Here is a 20,479-nt window from a genome sequence, read left to right on the forward strand (position 1 = left end):
ATGAATGCAGGGTAGTCCGGGCGTACGGCCGGGGGGAGGCCCCGTCAGGGCCCGGCGAGCCGGTCCTGGGCGGCGCGCCACCGCCCGGTGCCGCCGCGCGGCGCGTACCGGGTGAGCGGCTGGGTGCGCCCGAGCAGTCGCCGCATCCCGGCCAGGTCACCGACCAGTCCGTGCGCCCGCGCCTGCACGAGCACGTTGCCCAGGGCGGCCGCCTCCGTCGGGCCGGCCACCACCGGCAGCCCGCAGGCGTCGGCGGTCAGCTGGCACAGCAGCGCGTTGCGCGTCCCGCCGCCCACCACATGGACGACGTCGACCGCGTGCCCGGCGAGCCACTGCGCGTCCTCGACGGCCTTGCGGTGGGCGAGGGCCAGCGAGTCGAGGATGCAGCGCGTCACCTCACCGGGGGTTTGGGGCACGGGCTGCCCGGACGCCCGGCACGCCTCCGCGATCCGCTCCGGCATGTGCCCCGGCGCGAGGAACGCCGGGTCGCCCGCGTCCACGACCGACCGCAGCGCCTCCGCCCTGGACGCCTCCAGCAGCAGCGCGCCCAGGTCCGGCTCGCCCCAGGCCCGTACGCACTCCTGGAGCAGCCACAGCCCCATGATGTTGCGCAGGTACCGGACCGTGCCGTCCAGCCCCAGCTCGTTGGTGAAGTTGGCCGCCCTGCTCTCCTCGGTGAGCACCGGCGCGTCCAGCTCCAGGCCGGCCAGCGACCAGGTGCCGGTGCAGATGTAGGCGAACCGCTCACCCGTGGCGGGGACGGCGGCGACGGCCGACGCGGTGTCGTGCGACCCGACGGCAGTCACCGGCACGGGACCGGCCAGACCGGTCTCCTCCAGCACCTCGGCCCGCAGCATCCCCGCTGGATCACCGGGCCGCCGCAGCGGCGCGAACAGGCCGAGGTCGATCCCGAGGCGCTCCGCGACGCCGTACGCCCAGTCGCGGGTGCGCGGATCGATCAGCTGGGTGGTCGAGGCGTTGGTCAGCTCCGTGCCCTGCTCGCCGGTGAGCCAGAACGTCAGCAGGTCCGGCATCAGCAACAGCCGCTTCGCCTGGCCGAGTTGAGCCGTGGAGCGGGCCGCGGCCAGCCGGTACAGAGTGTTGAAGGGCGCGTACTGCACCCCCGTGGCGGCGTACAGCTCCGGTGCGGGCACGCTCGCCCACACCTGCTCCGCGACGCCCTCGGTCCGCGCGTCCCGGTAGTGCACGGGGTTGCCGAGCAGCGCTCCGTCCGCGTCGAGCAGCCCGTAGTCCACGGCCCAGCTGTCGATGCCGACGGAGTCGACCTGCCCGGCCGCCCGGAGCCCCTCCAGGACCCCGGCGTACAGCGCGAGCACGTCCCACCGCAGCCCCTCCGGCACCCGCACAGGGCGGTTCGGGAAGCGGTGCGCCTCGGTGAGCTCCAGGCGGTCCGGGCCGACGCGGCCGACCATGACGCGCCCGCTGGACGCGCCGAGGTCGACCGCGGCGTACGCCTGCTTGTCCCCGCTCATCGCAGGAAGGCGGCGGCGACGCCGGCGTCCACCGGGATGTGCAGCCCGGTCGTGTGGGTCAGATCCCCGCCGGTCAGAGCGAACACGGCGTTGGCCACGTGCTCGGGGAGCACCTCGCGCTTGAGGATGGTCCGCTGGGCGTAGAACTCGCCCAGCCTCTCCTCCTCGACCCCGTACACCGCGGCCCGCTGCGCACCCCACCCGCCGGCGAAGATCCCCGAACCGCGCACGACGCCGTCGGGGTTGACGCCGTTGACGCGGATGCCGTGCTCGCCGAGCTCGGCGGCGAGCAGCCGCACCTGGTGGGCCTGGTCGGCCTTGGTGGCCGAGTAGGCGATGTTGTTGGGCCCGGCGAACACGGCGTTCTTTGAAGCGATGTAGACGATGTCACCGCCGAGTCCCTGGGCGATCATCACCCGGGCCGCCTCCCGTGACACGAGGAAGGATCCGCGCGCCATGATGCCGTGCTGGAGGTCCCAGTCCTTCGCGGAGGTCTCCAGCAGCGGCTTGGAGATGGAGATGCCCGCGTTGTTGACCACGAGATCGACACCGCCGAAGGCCAGCACCGCGGCCCGGAAGGCCTCGGCGATCTGCTCCTCCGACGTCACGTCGACCGTCACGGCGACGGCCTTGTCGGGCCCGCCCAGCTCCTCGGCGACGGCCTCGGCGTTCTCCGTGTTCAGGTCGGCCACGACCACGCACGCGCCCTCGGCCACGAGCCGGTGCGCGATGGCCCTGCCGATCCCGCTGCCGGCACCGGTCACCAGCGCGATGCGCGTCGCGAGCGCCTTGGGCTTCGGCATCCGCTGGAGCTTGGCCTCCTCCAGCGCCCAGTACTCGATGCGGAACTTCTCCGACTCCTCGATCGGCGCGTACGTGGAGACGGCCTCCGCGCCGCGCATCACGTTGACGGCGTTGACGTAGAACTCGCCCGCGACCCGGGCGGTCTGCTTGTCCCTGCCGAAGGAGAACATGCCGACCCCGGGGATCAGCACGATCGCCGGGTCGGCACCGCGCATGGCGGGGGAGCCGGGCTCGGCGTGCCGCCGGTAGTAGGCGGCGTACTCCGCGCGGTACTCGGCGTGCAGTTCCCTCAGCCGGGCGACCGCCTCGTCGAGCGGGGCGGCCGGCGGCAGATCCAGCACGAGGGGGCGGACCTTGGTGCGCAGGAAGTGGTCGGGGCAGGAGGTGCCGAGCGCGGCGAGCCGCGGGTGCTCGGCGCGCGCGAGGAAGTCCAGGACCACCTCGGAGTCGTCGAAGTGCCCCACCTGGGGCCGGTCCTGCGAGGCGAGGGCGCGCACGTACGGCGCGAGGGCGGCGGCCCGCTGCCGCCGCTCACCGGCGGCCGGCGCGGCGTAGCCCTCGATCACGGGCCCGAAGGGCTCGGCCCTGCCCCGCTCGGCGAGGAATTTCTCCGCGGTCCGGATGATGTGCAGCGAGTTCCGCTCGCACTCCTCGGAGGTGTCGCCCCAGGCGGTGATCCCGTGCCCGCCGAGGATGCAGCCGATGGCCTGCGGATTGGCCTTCCGCACGGCGGCGATGTCCAGCCCGAGCTGGAACCCGGGCCGCCGCCACGGCACCCACACGACCGTGTCGCCGAAGCACTCGGCGGTCAGCTTCTCCCCGTCGGCCGCGCAGGCGAGCGCGATCCCGGAGTCCGGGTGCAGATGATCGACGTGCGCCGCCTCGACCAGCCCGTGCATCGCGGTGTCGATGGACGGGGCGGCGCCGCCCTTGCCGTGCAGGCAGTAGTCGAACGCGGCGACCATCTCGTCCTCGCGCTCGACCCCGGGGTACACGTCGACGAGCGCCCGCATCCGGTCCAGCCGCAGCACGGCCAGTCCCGCCTCGGTCAGCGTCCCGAGATCCCCGCCGGACCCCTTGACCCACATCAGCTCGACGTCCCCGCCGGTGACGGGATCCGCCCCGACGCCCTTGGCGGAGGCGTTGCCTCCCGCGTAGTTGGTGTTCCGGGGATCGCCCCCGAGCCGGTGCGACCGCCCGAGCAGAGCGTCAGCTTCGGGATGAACAGCCATGCCAGTTCCTTTTCGACGGAGAGTGTTTGTCTCAGGGGCGTGGAGAACTGCGCGACCGGCCACAACCGGTCCGCAGCCCGCAGCGGACAGAACCCGGCAGACGCTCACGCTCCCCAGCCGGCCTGCTGCCCGCCCACCCGCTCGGCGACGATCCGCTCGGCCCACCCGCACCGCCGGTACGCGGCAAGAGGCTCGGGATCCAGCCCCATCTCCTCCCGCACCTCCCGCAGCAACGGCCGCACATCCGTGTTGTACGCGTCCATCAGCACCGCGTTCGCCTCCAGCACGTCCCCCGCCCGCTGCGCCGCCGCCAGCGCCTCCCCGTCGACCAGCAGCGCCTTCGCCGTGGCCTCCTGCACGTTCATCACCGACCGGATGATCGCCGGGATCTTCGCCTCGATGTTGTGGCACTGGTCGAGCATGAACGCGACCTCGGACGAGAACCCCCCGCCCCGCACCACCTCGTACATGATCCGGAACAGCTGGAACGGATCCGCGGCCCCGACCATGAGGTCGTCGTCCGCGTAGAAACGCGAGTTGAAGTCGAACCCGCCGAGCTTGCCCTCCCGCAGCAGCGTCGCCACGATGAACTCGATGTTGGTCCCCGGCGCGTGATGCCCCGTGTCGACCACGACCTGCGCCTTCGGCCCGAGCTTCAGGCAGTGCGCGTAGGCGGTGCCCCAGTCCGGGACGTCCGTCGTGTAGAAGGCGGGTTCGAAGAACTTGTACTCCAGCAGCATCCGCTGCCCGTCGCCGAGCCGTGCGCAGACCTCGGCCAGCCCCTCGGCCAGCCGGTCCTGCCGGCTGCGGATGTCGTCCTGCCCGGGATAGTTCGTCCCGTCGGCGAACCACAGCTTCAGATCCGTCGACCCGGTCGCGTCCATGATGTCGACGCACTCCAGCAGATGGTCCACCGCCTTGCGCCGCACCGCCGCGTCCGGGTGGCAGATGCTGCCGAGCTTGTAGTCGTCGTCCTGGAAGGTGTTGGAGTTGATCGCCCCGAGCCGCACCCCGCGGTCCTCGGCGTGCTTGGCCAGCGCCGCGTAGTCGTCGACCCGGTCCCACGGGATGTGCAGCGCGACCGTCGGGGCGACCCCCGTGAACTCGTGCACCTTCGCCGCGTCGTCCAGCTTCTCCTGCGGCGTACGCGGAACGCCCGCCTGCGCGAAGACCTTGAACCGCGTGCCGGAGTTCCCGTACGCCCACGACGGCGTCTCGACGGCCTGTGTCTTGAGTGCGGCCTTCACCGCGGCGAGCTCGGTCACGTCAGAACTCCTGAGACATCGGGTCGCGACGGCCACGCGTGACGACCACTGAATGAAACGATTCAAGACGTGAAGCTATGGGCCCCCCGAAGGGGTGTCAACCCCTTCGGTCGAGACGGTTTCCCGTGACCGGTGCGTGACACTTCGAGTTTCGAAACTTATCGACCGGGACCCATTGACGTGACATGCGTCGCCCGCCTAACGTCCCGGCAATCAAGTTGAAACCTTTCACGACGCCTGCGACGCCGGGAGGCGGTTCCGCCGGCGTCGTCGAGGAGCCCCCATGACCCACCCGTCCACCACGGGTCCGGCCCCGGTTCTGGCGCTGAGGGACGTCTCCAAGTCCTTCGGCGCGGTCCGCGCCCTGCGGGACGTCTCCCTGGAGCTGTTCCCCGGGGAGGTGCACGCCCTGGCCGGAGAGAACGGCGCCGGCAAGTCGACCCTCATCAAGATCCTCGCCGGAGTGCACCGGCCGGACGCCGGCCAGGTGCTGCTCGACGGTGCGCCCGTCGCCTTCTACGGCCCCGGCGACGCCCGCGACGCCGGCATCGCCGTGATCTACCAGGAGCCCACGCTCTTCCCCGACCTGTCGATCGCCGAGAACATCTACATGGGCCGCCAGCCGCGCCGCGCGCTCGGCCGGATCGACCACAAGGCCACGCACAACGCCACCGCCGCGCTGATGAAGCGCCTCGGCGTCGAACTCGACCCCGACCGCCCCGCGCGCGGCCTGTCCATCGCCGACCAGCAGATCGTCGAGATCGCCAAGGCCCTCTCCTTCGACGCCCGCGTCCTGATCATGGACGAGCCGACCGCCGCCCTCACCGGCAGCGAGGTCGCCCGCCTCTTCGGCGTCGTACGCACCCTGCGCGAGCAGGGCGCCGCCGTCCTGTTCATCTCCCACCGGCTGGAGGAGATCTTCGAGATCTGCCGGCGCGTCACCACCCTGCGCGACGGCGCCCGGATCGCCAGCGAACCCCTGGAGGGCATGACCGAGGACGACCTCGTGCGCCGCATGGTCGGCCGCGACCTCGACGAGCTCTACCCCAAGCAGGAGGTCGAGCCGGGCGAGGTCGCCCTGAGCGTGCGCCGGCTGACCCGCGAAGGTGTCTTCACCGATGTCTCGTTCGACGTCCGGCACGGCGAGATCGTCGGTCTGGCCGGACTCGTCGGCGCCGGACGCACGGAGGTCGCCCGGGCCGTCTTCGGCGTCGACCGCTGGGACGCCGGAGAGGTGACCGTCCACGGCAGGCCCCTGGTCAACGGAGCCCCCTCCACCGCCATGGCCGCCGGCCTCGCCCTGGTCCCCGAGGACCGGCGCGCCCAGGGCCTGGTGATGGACATGTCGATCGAGCGGAACATCGGCCTGACCGGACTGCGCACCACCGTGAAGGCCGGGCTCATGGACCGCGGCGCCGAACGCAGCCGCTCCCTGGACTGGGCCGTCAAGCTCCAGGTCAAGTACGCCCGGATCGCCGACACGGTCGACACGCTCTCCGGCGGCAACCAGCAGAAAGTCGTCCTCGCCAAGTGGCTCGCCACCGGCCCCAAGGTGCTGATCGTCGACGAGCCGACCCGCGGCATCGACGTCGGCACCAAGGCGGAGGTGCACCGGCTGCTGTCCCGACTGGCCGCCGACGGCGTGGCCGTCCTGATGATCTCCTCCGACCTGCCCGAGATCCTCGGCATGGCCGACCGCGTGCTGGTGATGCACGAGGGCCGCCTCACCGCCGAGATCCCGCGCTCCGACGCCACCGAGGAAACCGTGATGGCCGCAGCCACCGGGAGGGCCGCCGCATGACGGTCGTGACCCCGCAGGAGACCCCCGTGGCCGATGTGCCCACGTCGAGCGGCACCCGGCTCGTCGACCGCGTCTTCCGGATGCGCGAACTCGCCATCCTGGTCGTCTTCCTGGTGATGATCGCCGTCACCCAGGCCGGCAACAGCGAGTTCCTCTCCGAGCAGGGCATCAAGGACCTGCTGCTGAACGCGACGATCCTGGTCCTGGTCGCCACCGGCCAGTCCCTGGTCGTCATCACCCGCAACGTCGACCTGTCCGTCGGCTCCACGCTCGGCATCAGCGCCTTCGCCGCCGGCACCCACCTCCAGGGCGGCGGCAACGCGGTCGTCGCGATCGCCCTGGCCGTCCTGCTCGGCATCGGCTTCGGGCTGCTCAACGGACTGCTCGTCAGCCTCGGCCAGGTGCCCGCGCTCGTGGTCACCCTCGGCACGCTGTACATCATCCGCGGCATCGACTCCATCTGGGTCGGCTCCCGGCAGATCACCGCGGCCGATCTGCCCGGCGGATTCGTCGACTTCGGCTCCGGCGGCATCTCGGCGGTGCCGTACCTGGCCCTGATCGCCCTGGCGGTCCTCGTCGCCACCGCGTACTGGCTCAAGCACTTCGGCAGCGGCCGCGAGCTCTACGCGCTCGGCTCCAACCCGGAGGCCGCCCGCCTCGCCGGCATCCCCGTACGCAAGCGGATCCTCGCCGCGTACACCTTCTGCGGCGCCCTCGCCGGACTCGCCGGCGCGATGTACCTCGCCCGGTTCGGCAACGTCGACTCCGGCACCGGCAACGGCTACGAACTGACCGTCGTCAGCGCGGTGGTGGTCGGCGGCGTCGTCTTCACCGGCGGCTCCGGCAGCGTCTACGGCGCGGCCCTCGGCGCGCTGCTGCTGACGTCCATCAACAGTGTGCTGCCCGCCCTCGGCGTCAGCTCCGTCTGGGTGCTCGCCATCAACGGCATCCTGCTCATCCTCGCCATCGCGGTCGACCGGATCGTGGCGCTGCGCGTGGCCGCCGCCCTGAAGAAGAGGAACGCCCGCCATGGCTGACATCTCCCTGAGCCGAGCGGTCCGCTGGTCCGCCATGAAGAGGTGGGACTCCGTGGTCGGCGCCCTGCTGATCGTGGTGCTGCTGTTCTCGTTCGGTACCGTCGACGGGTTCGGCAACGCGCTCAACCTGTCGTTCCTGATCGGCAACACGCTGCCCATCGCGCTGATCGCGCTGCCGATGACCCTGCTGGTCGTCTCCGGCGAGATCGACCTGTCGGTGGCCTCCACGGCCGGTCTGTCCGGAGCCGTGATGGGCGCCCTGTGGAACCAGGGCATGGCCATCGAGACGATCATCCCGGTCTGCCTGCTGCTGGGTGTGGTGTGCGGACTGATCAACGGGCTGCTGGTGACCAGGCTGGGGCTGCCGTCCCTCGCCGTCACGATCGGCACGCTGGCCGCCTACCGGGGCATCGCGCAGATCGTGCTCGGCTCCGACGCGGTGACCGACTTCCCCACGCAGTACCTGGACTTCGCGTCCGGGCGTCTCGGCGACACGTTCATCCCGTACGCCTTCCTGCCGTTCCTCGTCCTGCTCGCCATCGCCGTGGTCGCGCTGCACGCCACGCCGTTCGGGCGGTCGCTGTTCGCGATCGGGGCGAGCGAGGAGGCCGCGCGGTTCGCCGGGATCCGGGTCAAGCGGCAGAAGCTGATCCTGTTCACGCTGACCGGGCTGATGGCCTCGCTGACCGGGATCTTCTGGGCGCTGCACTATGCGAGTGCGCGGTACGACAACGCGACGGGGCTCGAACTGTCGGTGGTGGCCGCCGTGTTGCTCGGCGGTATCGACTTCGACGGCGGCAAGGGCACGCTGGGCGGCGCGATCGCCGGGGTGTTCCTGCTGGGGGCGCTGCAGAACGTGATGAGCCTCCAGGACGTCTCGGCGCAGTCGCAGATCGTCGTCACCGGCGTCCTGCTCGTTCTCTCCGTGCTCGGCCCCCGGGTCGTACGGCAGATCTCCACAGCGAGGGCGGGCCGCAGAGCCGCCGCCTCGACCCCTACCTCATGACCAGCCCTTCCTCGTAAAGGACGACAGCCATGCGTAAGACAACCCTCCGCCGCGGCTGCGCGGCGCTCGCCACCGCCACCTCCATCGCGCTCGCGCTCACGGCCTGCGGCGGCACCACCAAGAAGGACGTCGCGAACGAGGGCGGCAGTGCCGCCGGCGCCGGCAAGGCCGACCCGAACGCCGAACTCAAGAAGGGGCTGACCGTCGGGTTCCTGCCCAAGCAGGTCAACAACCCCTACTTCACCACCGCCGACAAGGGCGGTGAGAAGGCGCTGAAGGAGCTGGGCTCCGGCTACAAGGAGGTCGGGCCGTCCAGCGCGACCGACACCGCCGGGCAGGTCTCCTACGTCAACACGCTCACCCAGCAGCAGGTCGACGCGATGGCCGTGTCCGCGCAGGACCCCGGCGCCCTGTGCACCGCGCTCAAGCAGGCCATGAAGAACGGCATCAAGGTCGTCACCTACGACTCCGACACCACGCCCGGCTGCCGCAACGCCTTCGTCTCGCAGGCCTCCGCCGAGGACCTCGGCCGCACCGAGGTGCAACTGCTCGCCAAGCAGCTCGACTACAAGGGCGAGATCGCGATCCTGTCCGCCGCGCAGACGGCGACGAACCAGAACACCTGGATCGACTTCATGAAGGACGAGCTGAAGAAGCCCGAGTACAAGAACATGAAGCTGGTGAAGGTCGCGTACGGCAACGACGACGCCCAGCAGTCCTTCCAGCAGACCCAGGGCCTGCTCCAGGAGTACCCGAACCTGAAGGGGATCATCTCCCCGACCACCGTCGGCATCAAGGCCGCCGCCCAGTACCTGTCGGGCTCCAAGTACAAGGGCAAGGTCAGACTGACCGGCCTCGGCACCCCCAACGACATGCGCAAGTACGTCAAGAACGGCACCGTGGAGGCGTTCGAGCTGTGGGACCCGGCCAAGCTGGGCGAACTGGCCGCGCGGACCGCCGTCGCGCTGTCCTCGGGGCAGATCACCGGCAAGGAGGGCGAGACCTTCACGGCCGGCTCCATGGGCGAGTACACCATCGGCAAGGACGGCGTGATCAGCCTCGGCAAGCCGACCGTGTTCAACGCCGAGAACATCGACCGGTTCGACTTCTGATCCGGGGAGGGTCGTTGATGCAGCGCGTGTGCTTCCTGCTGAAGGTCCGGGCGGATCGCCTCGACGAGTACCGCGAGCGGCACGCCGCCGTGTGGCCCGAGATGCTCCACGCCCTGAAGGGGACCGGCTGGCACAACTACTCGCTCTTCCTGCGCGAGGACGGACTGCTCGTCGGCTACCTGGAGACCGAGGACTTCGACGCCGCCCGGGCCGGGATGGAAGCCACCGACGTCAACGCCCGCTGGCAGGCGGAGATGGCGCCGTTCTTCGAGACCCTGGACGGCGCCCGTCCCGACGAGGCCATGAAACCGCTCACGGAAGTCTTCCACCTCGCATGACGACGGAGTCCACGAGATGCACCGACGTACCCTGCTGGCCGCCGCCCTCACAGGCACGCTGGTGACCCCCGCCCCGGCCTCCGGCACCGACCGGGCCGCAGACCCCGGCCCCTCGGTCACCCGGACCGGCACCACCACCCTCGACAGCCGGGCGATCTTCTTCGTCTCCTACGACGGGCTGGTCAACAACAACGCGTTCCAGAAGAACGGCCTGCTGACCTACAAGGGCCACCAGTACGCCGCCTGGTACACCGCCGACCGCAACGCCGTCGTCGGCCGTCGCGCCCTCGGTGCCGGCACCTGGTCGACCGTGAGGGTCGGCCACACCCTGCGCTACGACGACTCCCACAACGTCATCTCCATGGGCGTCTCCCGGGTCGACGGCCGGCTGCACCTGAACATGGACTCCCACAGCGACGGCTTCACCTACGTCAAGTCGGTCGCCGGACTCATGGACGACCCCGGCGGCCTGAGCTGGACCGCGAGCCGCTTCGGCGCACCGCAATCCACCCTCGACGGCCTCACCCTGACCTCGCAGTTCACCTACCCGCAGTTCGTCGCCACGCCGGAGGGCAGGCTCCAGCTCAGCTACCGCGTCGCCGTCTCCGGCAACGGCCGCAACGCCCTCGCCGAGTACGACGGCACCCGGTGGACCGCCCTGGGGGAGTGGTCGAGCTCCACCGGCACGTACACCAGCGCGCACGGCTCCTCGACCGCCCGCAACATGTACCTGCACGGCATCGACTACGACCGCAACGGCCGGCTGCACTCCTTCTTCACCTGGCGCGAGCAGAACGGCGCGGTGATGTGCGCCGGCGGCGGCATCACCAACCACGACACCGGTTACGTCTACTCCGACGACCGCGGCCGCACCTGGCGCAACAGCGCGGGCACGGTCGTCGGCACCACCGGAGGCTCCGACAAGGTGTCCGTGAACGACGCCGGTCTGGTCGTCGACCCGCTCGGCCCGGACCACTCCCTGATGAACCAGGAGAGCCAGTTCACCGACTCCGCCGGCCGGCCGCACGCGATCATCTCCTACGTCCCGGGCCGCTTCGGGCAGTGCACCACCGACTACGTCTCCGACCGGACCAGGAACGGCCGGGCCTTCCACCTGCGCAGGAACGCCTCCGGCACCTGGCAGAAGACCGAGATACCGGTCCCGCTCGACTCCAGCCAGCGCACCAGGCTGATCCTCGACAGGTACGACAACGCCTACGCGGTCTTCCCCTTCGGCCGGATCGCCGGCGCCTCGGCGGCCTCCGGGTACACCGACTGGAGGATCCTCTTCGACGGCAGCGGCCTGGGCGCCTTCGGCGAGGTCGTCATCGACGAGACCCGGGTCGCGCAGGACGGGGTGCTGTCCTTCATGTACCAGGAGAAGTCCACCGGTACGACGCCCTCGGCGCTGCACGTCGCCGACTTCCGGCTGCCCGCCTGACCGCGACCGGTCCCCGGGGCGGCGTGCCGGTAATGTGAGGCCGCCCCGGCCCGCCGCCCCTCTCGTCTCCCCCTGGAGGTCCCAGCCCGATGGCCCAGTCGGTGGGTATCAAGGACGTCGCCCGTGCCGCCGGAGTCTCCGTCGGCACGGTGTCGAACGTGATCAACCGTCCGGACACGGTCGCCACCGAGACCCGGGCCCGCGTGCTGTCCGCGATCGACCGGCTCGGCTACGTCCGCAGCGAGTCCGCGCGCCAGCTGCGTGCCGGCCGCAGCCGCATCATGGGGCTGCTCGTCCTCGACATGGGCAACCCCTTCTTCGTCGACGTCGCGCGCGGTGCCGAGCGCGCCGCCCGGCAGGCCGGGCTCGGCGTGATGGTCTGCAACAGCGCCCAGGACCCGGGCGAGGAGGCCGAGTACCTGTCGCTCTTCGCCGAACAGCGGGTGCGCGGCGTGCTGCTCACCCCGGCCGACGCGACCGGCCGCAACATCGCGGCGTTCCGCCGGCACGGCATCCCGTTCGTCCTGGTCGACCGGGTCGCCGAGGGCACCACCGAGTGCTCGGTCTCCGTCGACGACGTGGCCGGCGGCGCGCTCGCGGTACGCCACCTCGTCGACGCCGGGCACCGCTCCCTCGCCTACGTCAGCGGCCCGCCCGGCCTCAACCAGGTCCGCGACCGCCGCACCGGCGCCCTGGAGGCGCTCGCCGAGGCCGGGCTCGGCCCCGACGCACTGCGCGAGCTGCCCACCGAACGGCTGGACGTCGCCGCGGGCCGGGACGCCGGAGCCCGCCTGCTCGGGCTCGCCGAGCGGCCCACCGCCGTGTTCTGCGCCAACGACCTGCTCGCCCTCGGTGTGCTGCAGGCCATGTACGCGGCGGGCGTGCGCGTCCCCGACGACCTCGCCATCGTCGGCTACGACGACATCGAGTTCGCGGCCGCCGCCGCCGTCCCGCTCACCTCGGTCCGCCAGCCCGCCGTCACCATGGGTGCCATGGCGGCCGACCTGCTCCTGGAGGAGACGGAGGAGGAGGGCGCGTCCCGGCCGCACGAGCACCGGCGGGTCGTCCTCCAGCCCGAGCTCGTGGTCCGCCGCTCCAGCCTGTCCGCGCGCTGAGCCTGAACGGTCATTCAGGACCGGCCTGAACGGCCGTTCAGCAAGATTTCATGATCGAACGGCTCACCCCCGGACGTTGCCTGTGATGAACTGGGACGCGGTCCGAAAATCCGTCCGTCCCGGGAGCCCTGTTGAGCCTCAGCTACCGCCAGCCCGGAGTCGTCCTCACCGACCGGCGCTTCACCGTGCCCCTCGACCACGACCGCCCCGAGGGCGAGACGATCGAGCTGTACGCCCGTGAGGTCGTCGCCGGCGACAAGGCCCACCAGGAGCTGCCCTGGCTGCTCTACCTCCAGGGCGGGCCGGGCTTCGGCGCGGACCGTTCCGTCGGCCGGGCTGGCTGGCTGGGGCGGGCACTGAAGGAGTACCGCGTGCTTCTGATGGACCAGCGCGGCACCGGCCACTCCACGCCCGCCAACCGGCAGACGCTCCCGCTGCGCGGCGGCCCCGCCGAGCAGGCCGACTACCTCACCCGCTTCCGCGCCGACTCGATCGTGCGCGACTGCGAGGCCGTCCGCGCCGAGGTCACCGGCGGCGCGCCCTGGACCGTGCTCGGCCAGAGCTTCGGCGGTTTCTGCGTGACCACGTATCTCTCCCTCGCCCCCGAGGGCCTGGCCACCGCCCTCGTCACCGGCGGGCTGCCGTCCCTGGACGCCCACGCCGACGACGTCTACCGGGCCGCCTTCCCGCGCATCGAGCGGAAGGTCGCCGCGCACTACGCCCGCTACCCGCAGGACGCCGAACGCGCCCGGCGCATCGCCGACCATCTGCTCACCCACGACGTGGTCCTGCCGAACGGCTACCGGTTCACCGTCGAGGCCTTCCAGTCCCTCGGCATCGTCCTCGGCACCGGAGACGGCACCCACCGCCTCCACCATCTCCTGGAGGACGCCTTCGTCCGCACCCCGCAGGGGTTCACGCTCTCCGACGCCTTCCAGGAGCAGGTGCAGGGCATGCTCTCCTACGCCCGCCACCCGCTGTACGCCCTGATCCACGAGTCGATCTACGGCCAGGACGCCCGGCCCACCGCCTGGTCGGCCGAGCGGGTGCGCGCCGAGTTCCCGCAGTTCGACGCGGCCAAGGCCCTGGCCGGCGACGAACCGCTGCTGTTCACCGGAGAATCGATTCACCCCTGGATGTTCGCGTGCGACCCGGCGCTGCGTCCGCTGCGCGAGACCGCCGACCTGCTCGCCGCGCGCACCGACTGGACACCGCTGTACGACCCCGCACGCCTGGCCGCCAACGAGGTGCCGGTCGCCGCCGCCGTCTACCACGACGACATGTACGTCGACACCGCCCACTCCCTGCGCACCGCCCGTACGATCCGCGGCCTGCGCACCTGGGTCACGGACGAGTTCGAGCACGACGGCGTGCGCACCGGCGGCCCCCGCGTCCTGGACCGGCTGCTGGCGCTGGCTCGTGACGAGGCGTGATGCCGGTGCCGCCGACTAACCTGCCGTCATGACCGAGCCGACGAGCACCCGACTCCAGCCCATGCCGGACGACTGGCGGCGCGCCCTCGCGGTCGTGGCCCACCCCGACGACCTCGAGTACGGCTGCTCCGCGGCGATCGCGGCCTGGACCGACGAGGGCCGCGAGGTCGCCTACGTCCTCGCCACCCGCGGCGAGGCGGGCATCGACACGATCGCCCCCGAGGAGTGCGGCCCGCTGCGCGAGCGGGAGCAGCGGGCGAGCGCGGCGGTGGTCGGCGTGAGCGCGGTGGAGTTCCTCGACCACAAGGACGGTGTCATCGAGTACGGCACCGCCCTGCGCCGCGACATCGCCGCCGCCATCCGCCGCCACCGGCCCGAGCTGGTGATCACCCTCAACCACCGGGACACCTGGGGCGGCGTCGCCTGGAACACCCCGGACCACGTGGCCGTCGGCCGGGCCACGCTCGACGCGGCCGGCGACGCGGGCAACCGCTGGATCTTCCCGGAACTCACCGAACAGGGCCTCGAACCCTGGGACGGTGTGCGCTGGGTGGCCGTCGCCGGCTCCAGCACGCCCACCCACGCCGTGGACGCGACGCCCGGCATGGAGCGCGCGGTGCGCTCACTGCTGGAGCACCGCACGTACATCGAGGTGCTCACCGACGAGGACCCCGAGACCTACGTCCGCGATTTCCTGACGCAGCACGCCCAGGCGATGGGGGAGCGGTTCGGGGGCCGGCCGGCGGTGGCGTTCGAACTGTTCGGCAGATGACCTGAGACGGGCATGCCGGCGCCGAGCTGTCGTTTCGTATGCTGAACGGCATGGGAGATCAGCAAGCCGCGCGAGCGGAACTGCGCGGCGACTGCGAGCGGTGCTTCGGACTGTGCTGCGTCGCCCTGCCCTTCGCCGCCTCGGCCGACTTCGCGGTGACCAAGGACGCCGGCACGCCCTGCCGCAATCTTGGGGACGACCACCGCTGCGGCATCCACGCCCGGCTGCGGCAGAAAGGATTCTCCGGCTGCACGGTCTACGACTGCTTCGGCGCCGGGCAGCGGGTCTCCCAGGTCACCTTCGAAGGGCGCGGCTGGCGGACCGGGCCGCCGGAGCACGCCCGCCGCATGTTCGACGTGTTCCCGGTCGTCCGGCAGCTGCACGAGCTGCTGTGGTACCTGACCGAGGCGCTCACCCTGCCCGCCGCGCGCTCGCTGCGGGCCGACCTGCGCACGGCGCTGGAGCGCACCGAGCAGCTGGCCGGCGGGACCCCCGAGGAGCTCGCCGCGCTGGACGTGGGGGCGCACCGCGCGGAGGTCAACGTCCTGCTGCTGAAGACCAGTGAGCTGGCCCGGGCCGGTACCAGGGGCCGAGGGAAGAACCGCCGGGGCGCGGACCTCGTCGGCGCCCGCCTCAAGGGCGCCGACCTGCGCGGCGCCACCCTGCGCGGAGCCTGCCTCATCGCCGCGGACCTCACCGGCGCGGACCTGCGCGGCGCCGACCTCATCGGAGCCGACCTGCGCGACGCGGACCTCACCGACGCCGACCTGACGGGCGCGATCTTCCTCACCCAGCCGCAGCTCAATGCCGCGCGGGGCGGCGCCGGGACCCGGCTGCCGGAGTCAGTCACCCGCCCCGGGCACTGGACGGCGCAGGTCTGAGGCCGGTTCCCGCACCGGCGCCCGCCGCTCCGGGCGCAGCCGCAGGCCCTCCGGCATCAGCGTCAGCCGTTCGGTGACGCGCAGCCGGTAGGCCGGGTCGGGCCGCAGCTCGTAGCGGCGCAGCAGCAGGCCGAGCACCAGCGTCGCCTCGTGCAGCGCGAACTGACGGCCGATGCACGCCCGCGCCCCCGTCCCGAAGGGCTTGAAGGTGTGCGGGGCCCGGGACCGCACCGCCGGTGCCTCGAAGCGGTCGGGGTCGAACCGCTCGGCGTCCGCGCCCCACACCTCGGGGTCCCGGTGCAGCATCGGCGTCAGCACCAGCGCCCACGCCCCGCGCCGCATCGGGTGCTCCCCGGCCAGCACGGTGTCGTGCCTGGCCTCCCGGGCGAAGGCCGGCGCGGTGGGCCACAGCCGCAGCGACTCGTCCAGCACCCGGCGGACGTAGCGCAGCCGGGCCACCTGCTCGTAGGCCGGTTCCGTCGCGTCCCCCCAGACCCGGTCGACCTCGGCGCGGGCCCGGGCCGCGACCTCGGGATGGCGGGAGAGGTAGTGCAGGGCGAAGGAGAGCGCTCCGGACGTCGTCTCGTGCCCGGCGACCAGGAAGGTGATGACCTGGCGGCGGACGTTGCGGTCCGCCAGCCGCTCCCCGGTTTCGGGGTGGGCCGTGAGGAGCATCCGGTCGAGCAGGTCCCCGTCCCCCTCGCCCCCGGCGCGCCGGGCCCGGACCAACTCGTCGACGGTGTGGTTGAGATGGGCGATGTCGGCCGCGTTGCGCCGGCTCGCGCCGCGCAGCAGCAGCGGGGCCAGCGGGAAGGGCACGGTGTTGAGCCGCTGCGCGTAGGTCAGCGTGCCGACCATCGCCGTCACGAAGGGGTGCGGCCGGGAGCGCTCGAACGAGCCGAAGTCGTGCCCGAAGCCGGTCCGCGCGATCGTCTCCAGCGTCAGCTTGGTCATGTCGCCCGGCACGTCCACGGTCAGTCCCGCCGCTGCCGCCCGGTCCCAGTGCTCCGTCAGCCGCCGCGCCACGGACAGCATCATCGGGTGGTAGCCGGCCATGGCCTCCCGGCTGAAGCCGGGGGCGAGCACGTCGTGGGCCAGCTGCCAGTTCGGCTCGTGGTTGTACGCCGTGAACAGCCCGTCCCCGGCCACGGGTCGCAGATTGGCGACGCCGAGTCCCACGTGCTTGGCGAACCGTGACTCGTCCGCGAGGTCGGCCGTGTGCCGGGCGCCCCAGACGAAGACGAACTCCTTGCCGAAGGCCTTGCGCCGGAAGACCGGGCCCAGCCGGCGCGCGTAGCGCATCGAGTCCTGCAGCGGAGTGCGCCGGTTCACGCCCACCACGTCGCCGAGCAGCGGGACGCGGTGCGGGGGGTGCGGAATGCGGTCGAGTTCCGGCCAGCCCAGCTCGGCGCTGCGGAACCCCTTGGGCTGCTCCGCCCGTATCGGCGCCTCCGTCATGACGCGATCTCCCTTGATCCAGCGGCGGCTTCACCTGTTGTACGTGAGTTCAACAGCGCGGTTCAGTCTGGTCCCGCTTTTGAACCGGCGTCAAGTAAAGTGCGGGCATGGCCGCGAACCAGGGCGGGCGCACACGCCGCCGGCTCAGCACCGAGGAGCGCCGGGCGCAGCTTCTGTCGGTCGGGGCGCGGCTGTTCTCGGAGAACCCCTACGACGACGTGTGGATCGAGCAGGTCGCCGGGATCGCCGGGGTCTCGCGCGGGCTGCTCTACCACTACTTCCCGACGAAGCGGGACTTCTTCGCGGCGGTCGTCGAGCGCGAGAGCGAGCGGATGCTGCGCATGACGGCGGCGGTGCCCGGCGTCCCGGTGCGCGCGCAGCTCGCGGCGGGGCTGGACACCTTCCTGGAGTATGTCCAGGCCCATGCGCACGGCTACCGCGCCTTCCACCGCGCCGACGCGGCAGGGGACCAGGCGGTGCGGCGCGTCTATCAGCGGGCCCTGGCCGCGCAGGAGCGGCAGATCCTCGCCGCCCTGGCCGAGGACCCCGAGTTCGGCCCGGCCTTCCAGGAGCGGCCCGAGGTGCGGCTGGCGGTGCGCGGGTGGCTGGCGTTCACCACGTCCGTGTGCCTGGAGTGGCTGCGCGACGCGGAGTTGACCCGGGATCAGGTGCGCGAGCTGTGCGCCCGCGCGCTGCTGGGCGTCCTCACGCCCTGAAAAGTCTCGTAAAGATCACGTGCCCTGGTTGGCGCGCACCCTGATCTTCGATAGGTTAGGCAAGGCTTACCTAAGGAGGTCTGGGATGGGTGACGACAGCCACAGCTGGACGGCGGCTCCCGCCGCGGCGGAGCGGGCGCGCTCGGTGCTCGCCGCCGCGTGGTCCTGCTCGGTGACCGCGGAGGGCACGCGGGAGGAGCTGGTCGGCGCGCACACGGTGGCCGAGGACGGCCGGGTGACGGTGGCCGTGCCCGAGGACAGCGCCCTGCTCGGGGCCGCGATCTGCGCGCCGCGCGGCGAGCCGTCCGCGGTGCTGGAGTTCGCCGACGTCGCCCCCGTCCCGCTGCGCAGCCGGATCCGGGCCCGGCTGTGGCTCGCCGGGTGGTTCGCCGTGCAGGAGGACCGGCTCGTCTTCACCCCGACCCGGGTGGTGCTGCGCCGGCCGGCGGGCGCCGTGGTCGTGGACCTGGACGAGTTCGCCGCGGCCGAGCCCGATCCGCTCACCACGGCCGAGGCCCGGCTGCTGACCCACCTCGCCGACTGCCACGCCGACGCGGTCGAGCGGCTCACCCGGCTCGTCGAGCCCGACAGCCTGCACGGCGCGGTCCGTGTCCAGCCGCTCGCCGTCGACCGGCACGGGCTGACCCTGCGCATCGAACGCGCCCGCGCCCACGGCGACGTACGCCTGGCGTTCCACCGCCCCGCCGACGACGTCGCGCAGCTCACCGAGCGGATGCACGTGCTGCTCGGCCAGGCGGCCGCCGCGTCCTGCCCCCGGGCGCTACAGCGGCAGCGCACAGACGGCGACCGGTGAGGGGAACGATGCTCCGGCGGGCCGCAGGGCGCCGCTGTCCCCGTCCACGTGGAAGACGGTGACGGTGGAGGACTTCTGGTTCGCCGCGAACAGCAGCGTGCCCTCCGGGGAGAAGGCGATCTGGCGCGGGAAGTCCCCTTCGACGGGGACCGTGTCCAGCAGCCGCAACCGGGCGCCGTCCGCCTCGATCGCGTAGCGCGCGATGCTGTTGTGGCCGCGGTTGGCGAGGTAGGCGTGGCGCCCGTCGCCCGTCACCAGCAGCTGCGCCGGATAGTTCTGGCCGGGGCCCGCCCCGGTGGACTGCGCCTCGCCGACGCGCAGCCGGCCGGAGGCCGGGTCGTAGGTGCAGACGGTGACCGAGTCGCCGACCTCGTCGGCGAGGTAGACGTGGCGGCCACCGGGGTGGAACGTGAGATGCCGGGGCCCGGCGCCGGGCCGGGTCCGCGCGCGGGCGACCTCGGTGAGCGTGCCGGCCCGCTCGTCGAGGCGGTACGTGTAGACGGTGTCCGTGCCCAGGTCGACGGCGAGCACATGGCGCCCGTCCGGACTCGTGACGAACTGGTGGGCGTGCGGCCCGTCCTGCCCCGGCCCGGGCGGCGGACTGGAGTGCCGGACGAGGTCGGTGCGCTCGCCCAGGGCCCCCGAGGCGTCGATGGGATGCACGGCCACACTGCCCGACCCGTAGTTCGCGCTGAGCAGCCAGCGGCCGCCCGGGTGCACCGACAGATGGCAGGGCGCCGCCCCGCCGGTGCTCCGGCTGCCCAGCACCTTCCGGTCGGACAGCCGCACGGCCGTCACGGCACCGTCCTGGCGCTCGTCCACCGCGTACAGCGTGCGCCGGTCCGGGTGGAGCGCGAGATACGACGGATCGCCGACGCCGGTGATCGTGCCCGAGCCGGTGATCCGGCCCGTCGACGGGTCGTACGCCGCCACGCCGATGCCCTTGCCGCCGCCCTCGGCGGACGTGTAGGTGCCGAGGTAGAGGGGCCGGGGCCCGGAGGGGCGGCGGGCCCGGCCGGACGGGCTGGTGCCGGTGGCGGGCGAGGCGGTGGAAGTCGCCGCGGGCGCGGGTGCGCCGTCGCAGGCCGGCAGCGCCGCCGCGGCGGCCCCGCCGGCCAGTGCGCCGACGAACCGGCGCCTGCTCCAGCCACTGTGCATGTCGCCCCTCAGGTCCTCACTCGTCCCCGTCGTGGACAGCCACCTTGACGTGGATCACCTCTCGGGTGCAACAACGGCACCGGGCGTCACGCGTGAGGCGATCCGCCCCCGGCGCCTACCAGTCGCCGTCCTCCACGGGCTTGCCCGGCGCGTCGCCGAGCGGCCGCACCTGCCCGGGCGCGGGTGGCTGCCAGGGCTCGTGGTCGTCCCCGAGCCAGTCGCCGACGGGCTTGACGGCCTGCAGTGTGTCCGGGGCCCGCAGGTCCTCGGCGTCCTGGTCGTAGTAGTCGAACCAGGGCAGGCCCGCGCGCGTGTACGCGGCCCGGTCCACGGGGGAGGGCGGGGCCGCCTCGCCGGTGATGCGGTGCCACTCCGGCGGTGTCACCAGGTGCACGAACACCCGGCCGGCGGGCTGCCGCGACCAGGCCGTCAGGGGCCGGTCGTCCTCGTAGACCTCCTGCCGCATGGAGCCGCCGACACCCAGCCCCATCGCGGCGGGCGCCCGGGGCGGGCTCGCCGGGGCGGCACCCGCGGCCGGGGCGGATCCGGGTGCCGCCGGGGCGGACCCGGGCGCGGGCGGGGCGGAGCCCGGGGCGGGCGGCG

17 protein-coding genes and 1 pseudogene are annotated in these 20,479 nt (G+C 72.4%); 12 read left to right on the plus strand and 6 right to left on the minus strand.

The window, feature by feature from the left end; all coding sequences use genetic code 11:
• Positions 1–44 precede the first annotated feature (44 nt).
• From CHR28_RS35565 to rhaI, 3 genes are all read right to left on the minus strand, one after another.
• Entirely contained in the window at positions 45–1,493 is a 1,449-nt protein-coding gene (locus CHR28_RS35565) for a rhamnulokinase (RefSeq protein WP_094057860.1), read from the minus strand.
• On the minus strand, positions 1,490–3,529 hold the full coding sequence (locus CHR28_RS35570) for a bifunctional aldolase/short-chain dehydrogenase (protein ID WP_094057861.1): 2,040 nt from the start codon (positions 3,527–3,529) through the stop codon (positions 1,490–1,492). Before CHR28_RS35570 ends, CHR28_RS35565 begins: the two co-directional genes overlap by 4 nt.
• 104 nt (positions 3,530–3,633) lie before the next feature.
• Positions 3,634–4,794, minus strand: coding sequence for an L-rhamnose isomerase (gene rhaI / locus CHR28_RS35575; RefSeq protein WP_094057862.1), 1,161 nt, complete (start codon positions 4,792–4,794; stop codon positions 3,634–3,636).
• A gap of 283 nt (positions 4,795–5,077) precedes the next feature.
• On the opposite strand from rhaI, the gene CHR28_RS35580 reads away from it, so the two are divergent.
• The 10 genes from CHR28_RS35580 (at position 5,078) to CHR28_RS35625 (ending at position 15,730) form a co-directional block, all read left to right on the plus strand.
• Positions 5,078–6,595, plus strand: a complete 1,518-nt coding sequence (locus CHR28_RS35580; RefSeq protein ID WP_094057863.1) for a sugar ABC transporter ATP-binding protein — start codon at positions 5,078–5,080, stop codon at positions 6,593–6,595.
• Positions 6,592–7,632 carry an ABC transporter permease gene (locus CHR28_RS35585; RefSeq protein ID WP_094057864.1) on the plus strand — a complete coding sequence of 347 codons (1,041 nt, stop codon included), beginning with the start codon at positions 6,592–6,594 and terminating at the stop codon, positions 7,630–7,632. The genes CHR28_RS35580 and CHR28_RS35585 overlap by 4 nt, the downstream gene beginning before the upstream one ends.
• Positions 7,625–8,638 carry an ABC transporter permease gene (locus CHR28_RS35590; protein WP_094057865.1) on the plus strand — a complete coding sequence of 338 codons (1,014 nt, stop codon included), beginning with the start codon at positions 7,625–7,627 and terminating at the stop codon, positions 8,636–8,638. The genes CHR28_RS35585 and CHR28_RS35590 overlap by 8 nt, the downstream gene beginning before the upstream one ends.
• Before the next feature lie 29 nt (positions 8,639–8,667).
• Positions 8,668–9,750 (plus strand): rhamnose ABC transporter substrate-binding protein, encoded by a 1,083-nt coding sequence (gene rhaS / locus CHR28_RS35595; RefSeq protein WP_094057866.1) that lies wholly within the window; start codon positions 8,668–8,670, stop codon positions 9,748–9,750.
• A gap of 17 nt (positions 9,751–9,767) precedes the next feature.
• Positions 9,768–10,088, plus strand: a complete 321-nt coding sequence (locus tag CHR28_RS35600) for an L-rhamnose mutarotase (protein WP_094057867.1) — start codon at positions 9,768–9,770, stop codon at positions 10,086–10,088.
• 16 nt (positions 10,089–10,104) lie between these two features.
• Positions 10,105–11,529, plus strand: a complete 1,425-nt coding sequence (locus CHR28_RS35605; RefSeq protein WP_094057868.1) for a BNR repeat-containing protein — start codon at positions 10,105–10,107, stop codon at positions 11,527–11,529.
• An 89-nt stretch (positions 11,530–11,618) separates the two neighbouring features.
• Complete coding sequence (locus CHR28_RS35610) at positions 11,619–12,644, plus strand: LacI family DNA-binding transcriptional regulator (protein ID WP_094057869.1); 1,026 nt, start codon at positions 11,619–11,621, stop codon at positions 12,642–12,644.
• A 131-nt stretch (positions 12,645–12,775) separates the two neighbouring features.
• Positions 12,776–14,077 carry an alpha/beta fold hydrolase gene (locus tag CHR28_RS35615; protein ID WP_094057870.1) on the plus strand — a complete coding sequence of 434 codons (1,302 nt, stop codon included), beginning with the start codon at positions 12,776–12,778 and terminating at the stop codon, positions 14,075–14,077.
• A 28-nt stretch (positions 14,078–14,105) separates the two neighbouring features.
• Positions 14,106–14,849, plus strand: a complete 744-nt coding sequence (locus CHR28_RS35620) for a PIG-L deacetylase family protein (RefSeq protein WP_094057871.1) — start codon at positions 14,106–14,108, stop codon at positions 14,847–14,849.
• Between the two features lie 38 nt (positions 14,850–14,887).
• Positions 14,888–15,730 (plus strand): pentapeptide repeat-containing protein, encoded by an 843-nt coding sequence (locus CHR28_RS35625; RefSeq protein WP_094057872.1) that lies wholly within the window; start codon positions 14,888–14,890, stop codon positions 15,728–15,730.
• On the opposite strand, the gene CHR28_RS35630 is transcribed toward CHR28_RS35625, so the two are convergent.
• Positions 15,692–17,188: a cytochrome P450 gene (locus CHR28_RS35630; RefSeq protein ID WP_094057873.1), complete on the minus strand. Its 1,497-nt coding sequence runs from the start codon at positions 17,186–17,188 to the stop codon at positions 15,692–15,694. The two genes, CHR28_RS35625 and CHR28_RS35630, sit on opposite strands and share 39 nt — an antisense overlap.
• A gap of 107 nt (positions 17,189–17,295) precedes the next feature.
• On the opposite strand from CHR28_RS35630, the gene CHR28_RS35635 reads away from it, so the two are divergent.
• On the plus strand, positions 17,296–17,904 hold the full coding sequence (locus CHR28_RS35635) for a TetR/AcrR family transcriptional regulator (RefSeq protein WP_094057874.1): 609 nt from the start codon (positions 17,296–17,298) through the stop codon (positions 17,902–17,904).
• A gap of 85 nt (positions 17,905–17,989) precedes the next feature.
• Positions 17,990–18,718, plus strand: a complete 729-nt coding sequence (locus CHR28_RS35640; protein WP_094057875.1) for a DUF2470 domain-containing protein — start codon at positions 17,990–17,992, stop codon at positions 18,716–18,718.
• On the opposite strand, the gene CHR28_RS35645 is transcribed toward CHR28_RS35640, so the two are convergent.
• Complete coding sequence (locus CHR28_RS35645) at positions 18,686–19,876, minus strand: lactonase family protein (RefSeq protein ID WP_094057876.1); 1,191 nt, start codon at positions 19,874–19,876, stop codon at positions 18,686–18,688. The two genes, CHR28_RS35640 and CHR28_RS35645, sit on opposite strands and share 33 nt — an antisense overlap.
• Positions 19,877–19,991: 115 nt before the next feature.
• Positions 19,992–20,479, minus strand: a pseudogene (locus CHR28_RS35650) (hypothetical protein); the annotation flags it as partial.

The sequence above is a fragment of the Streptomyces sp. XY006 genome, assembly GCF_002237655.1.
In the GTDB taxonomy this organism is placed as follows: Bacteria; Actinomycetota; Actinomycetes; order Streptomycetales; family Streptomycetaceae; genus Streptomyces; species Streptomyces levis.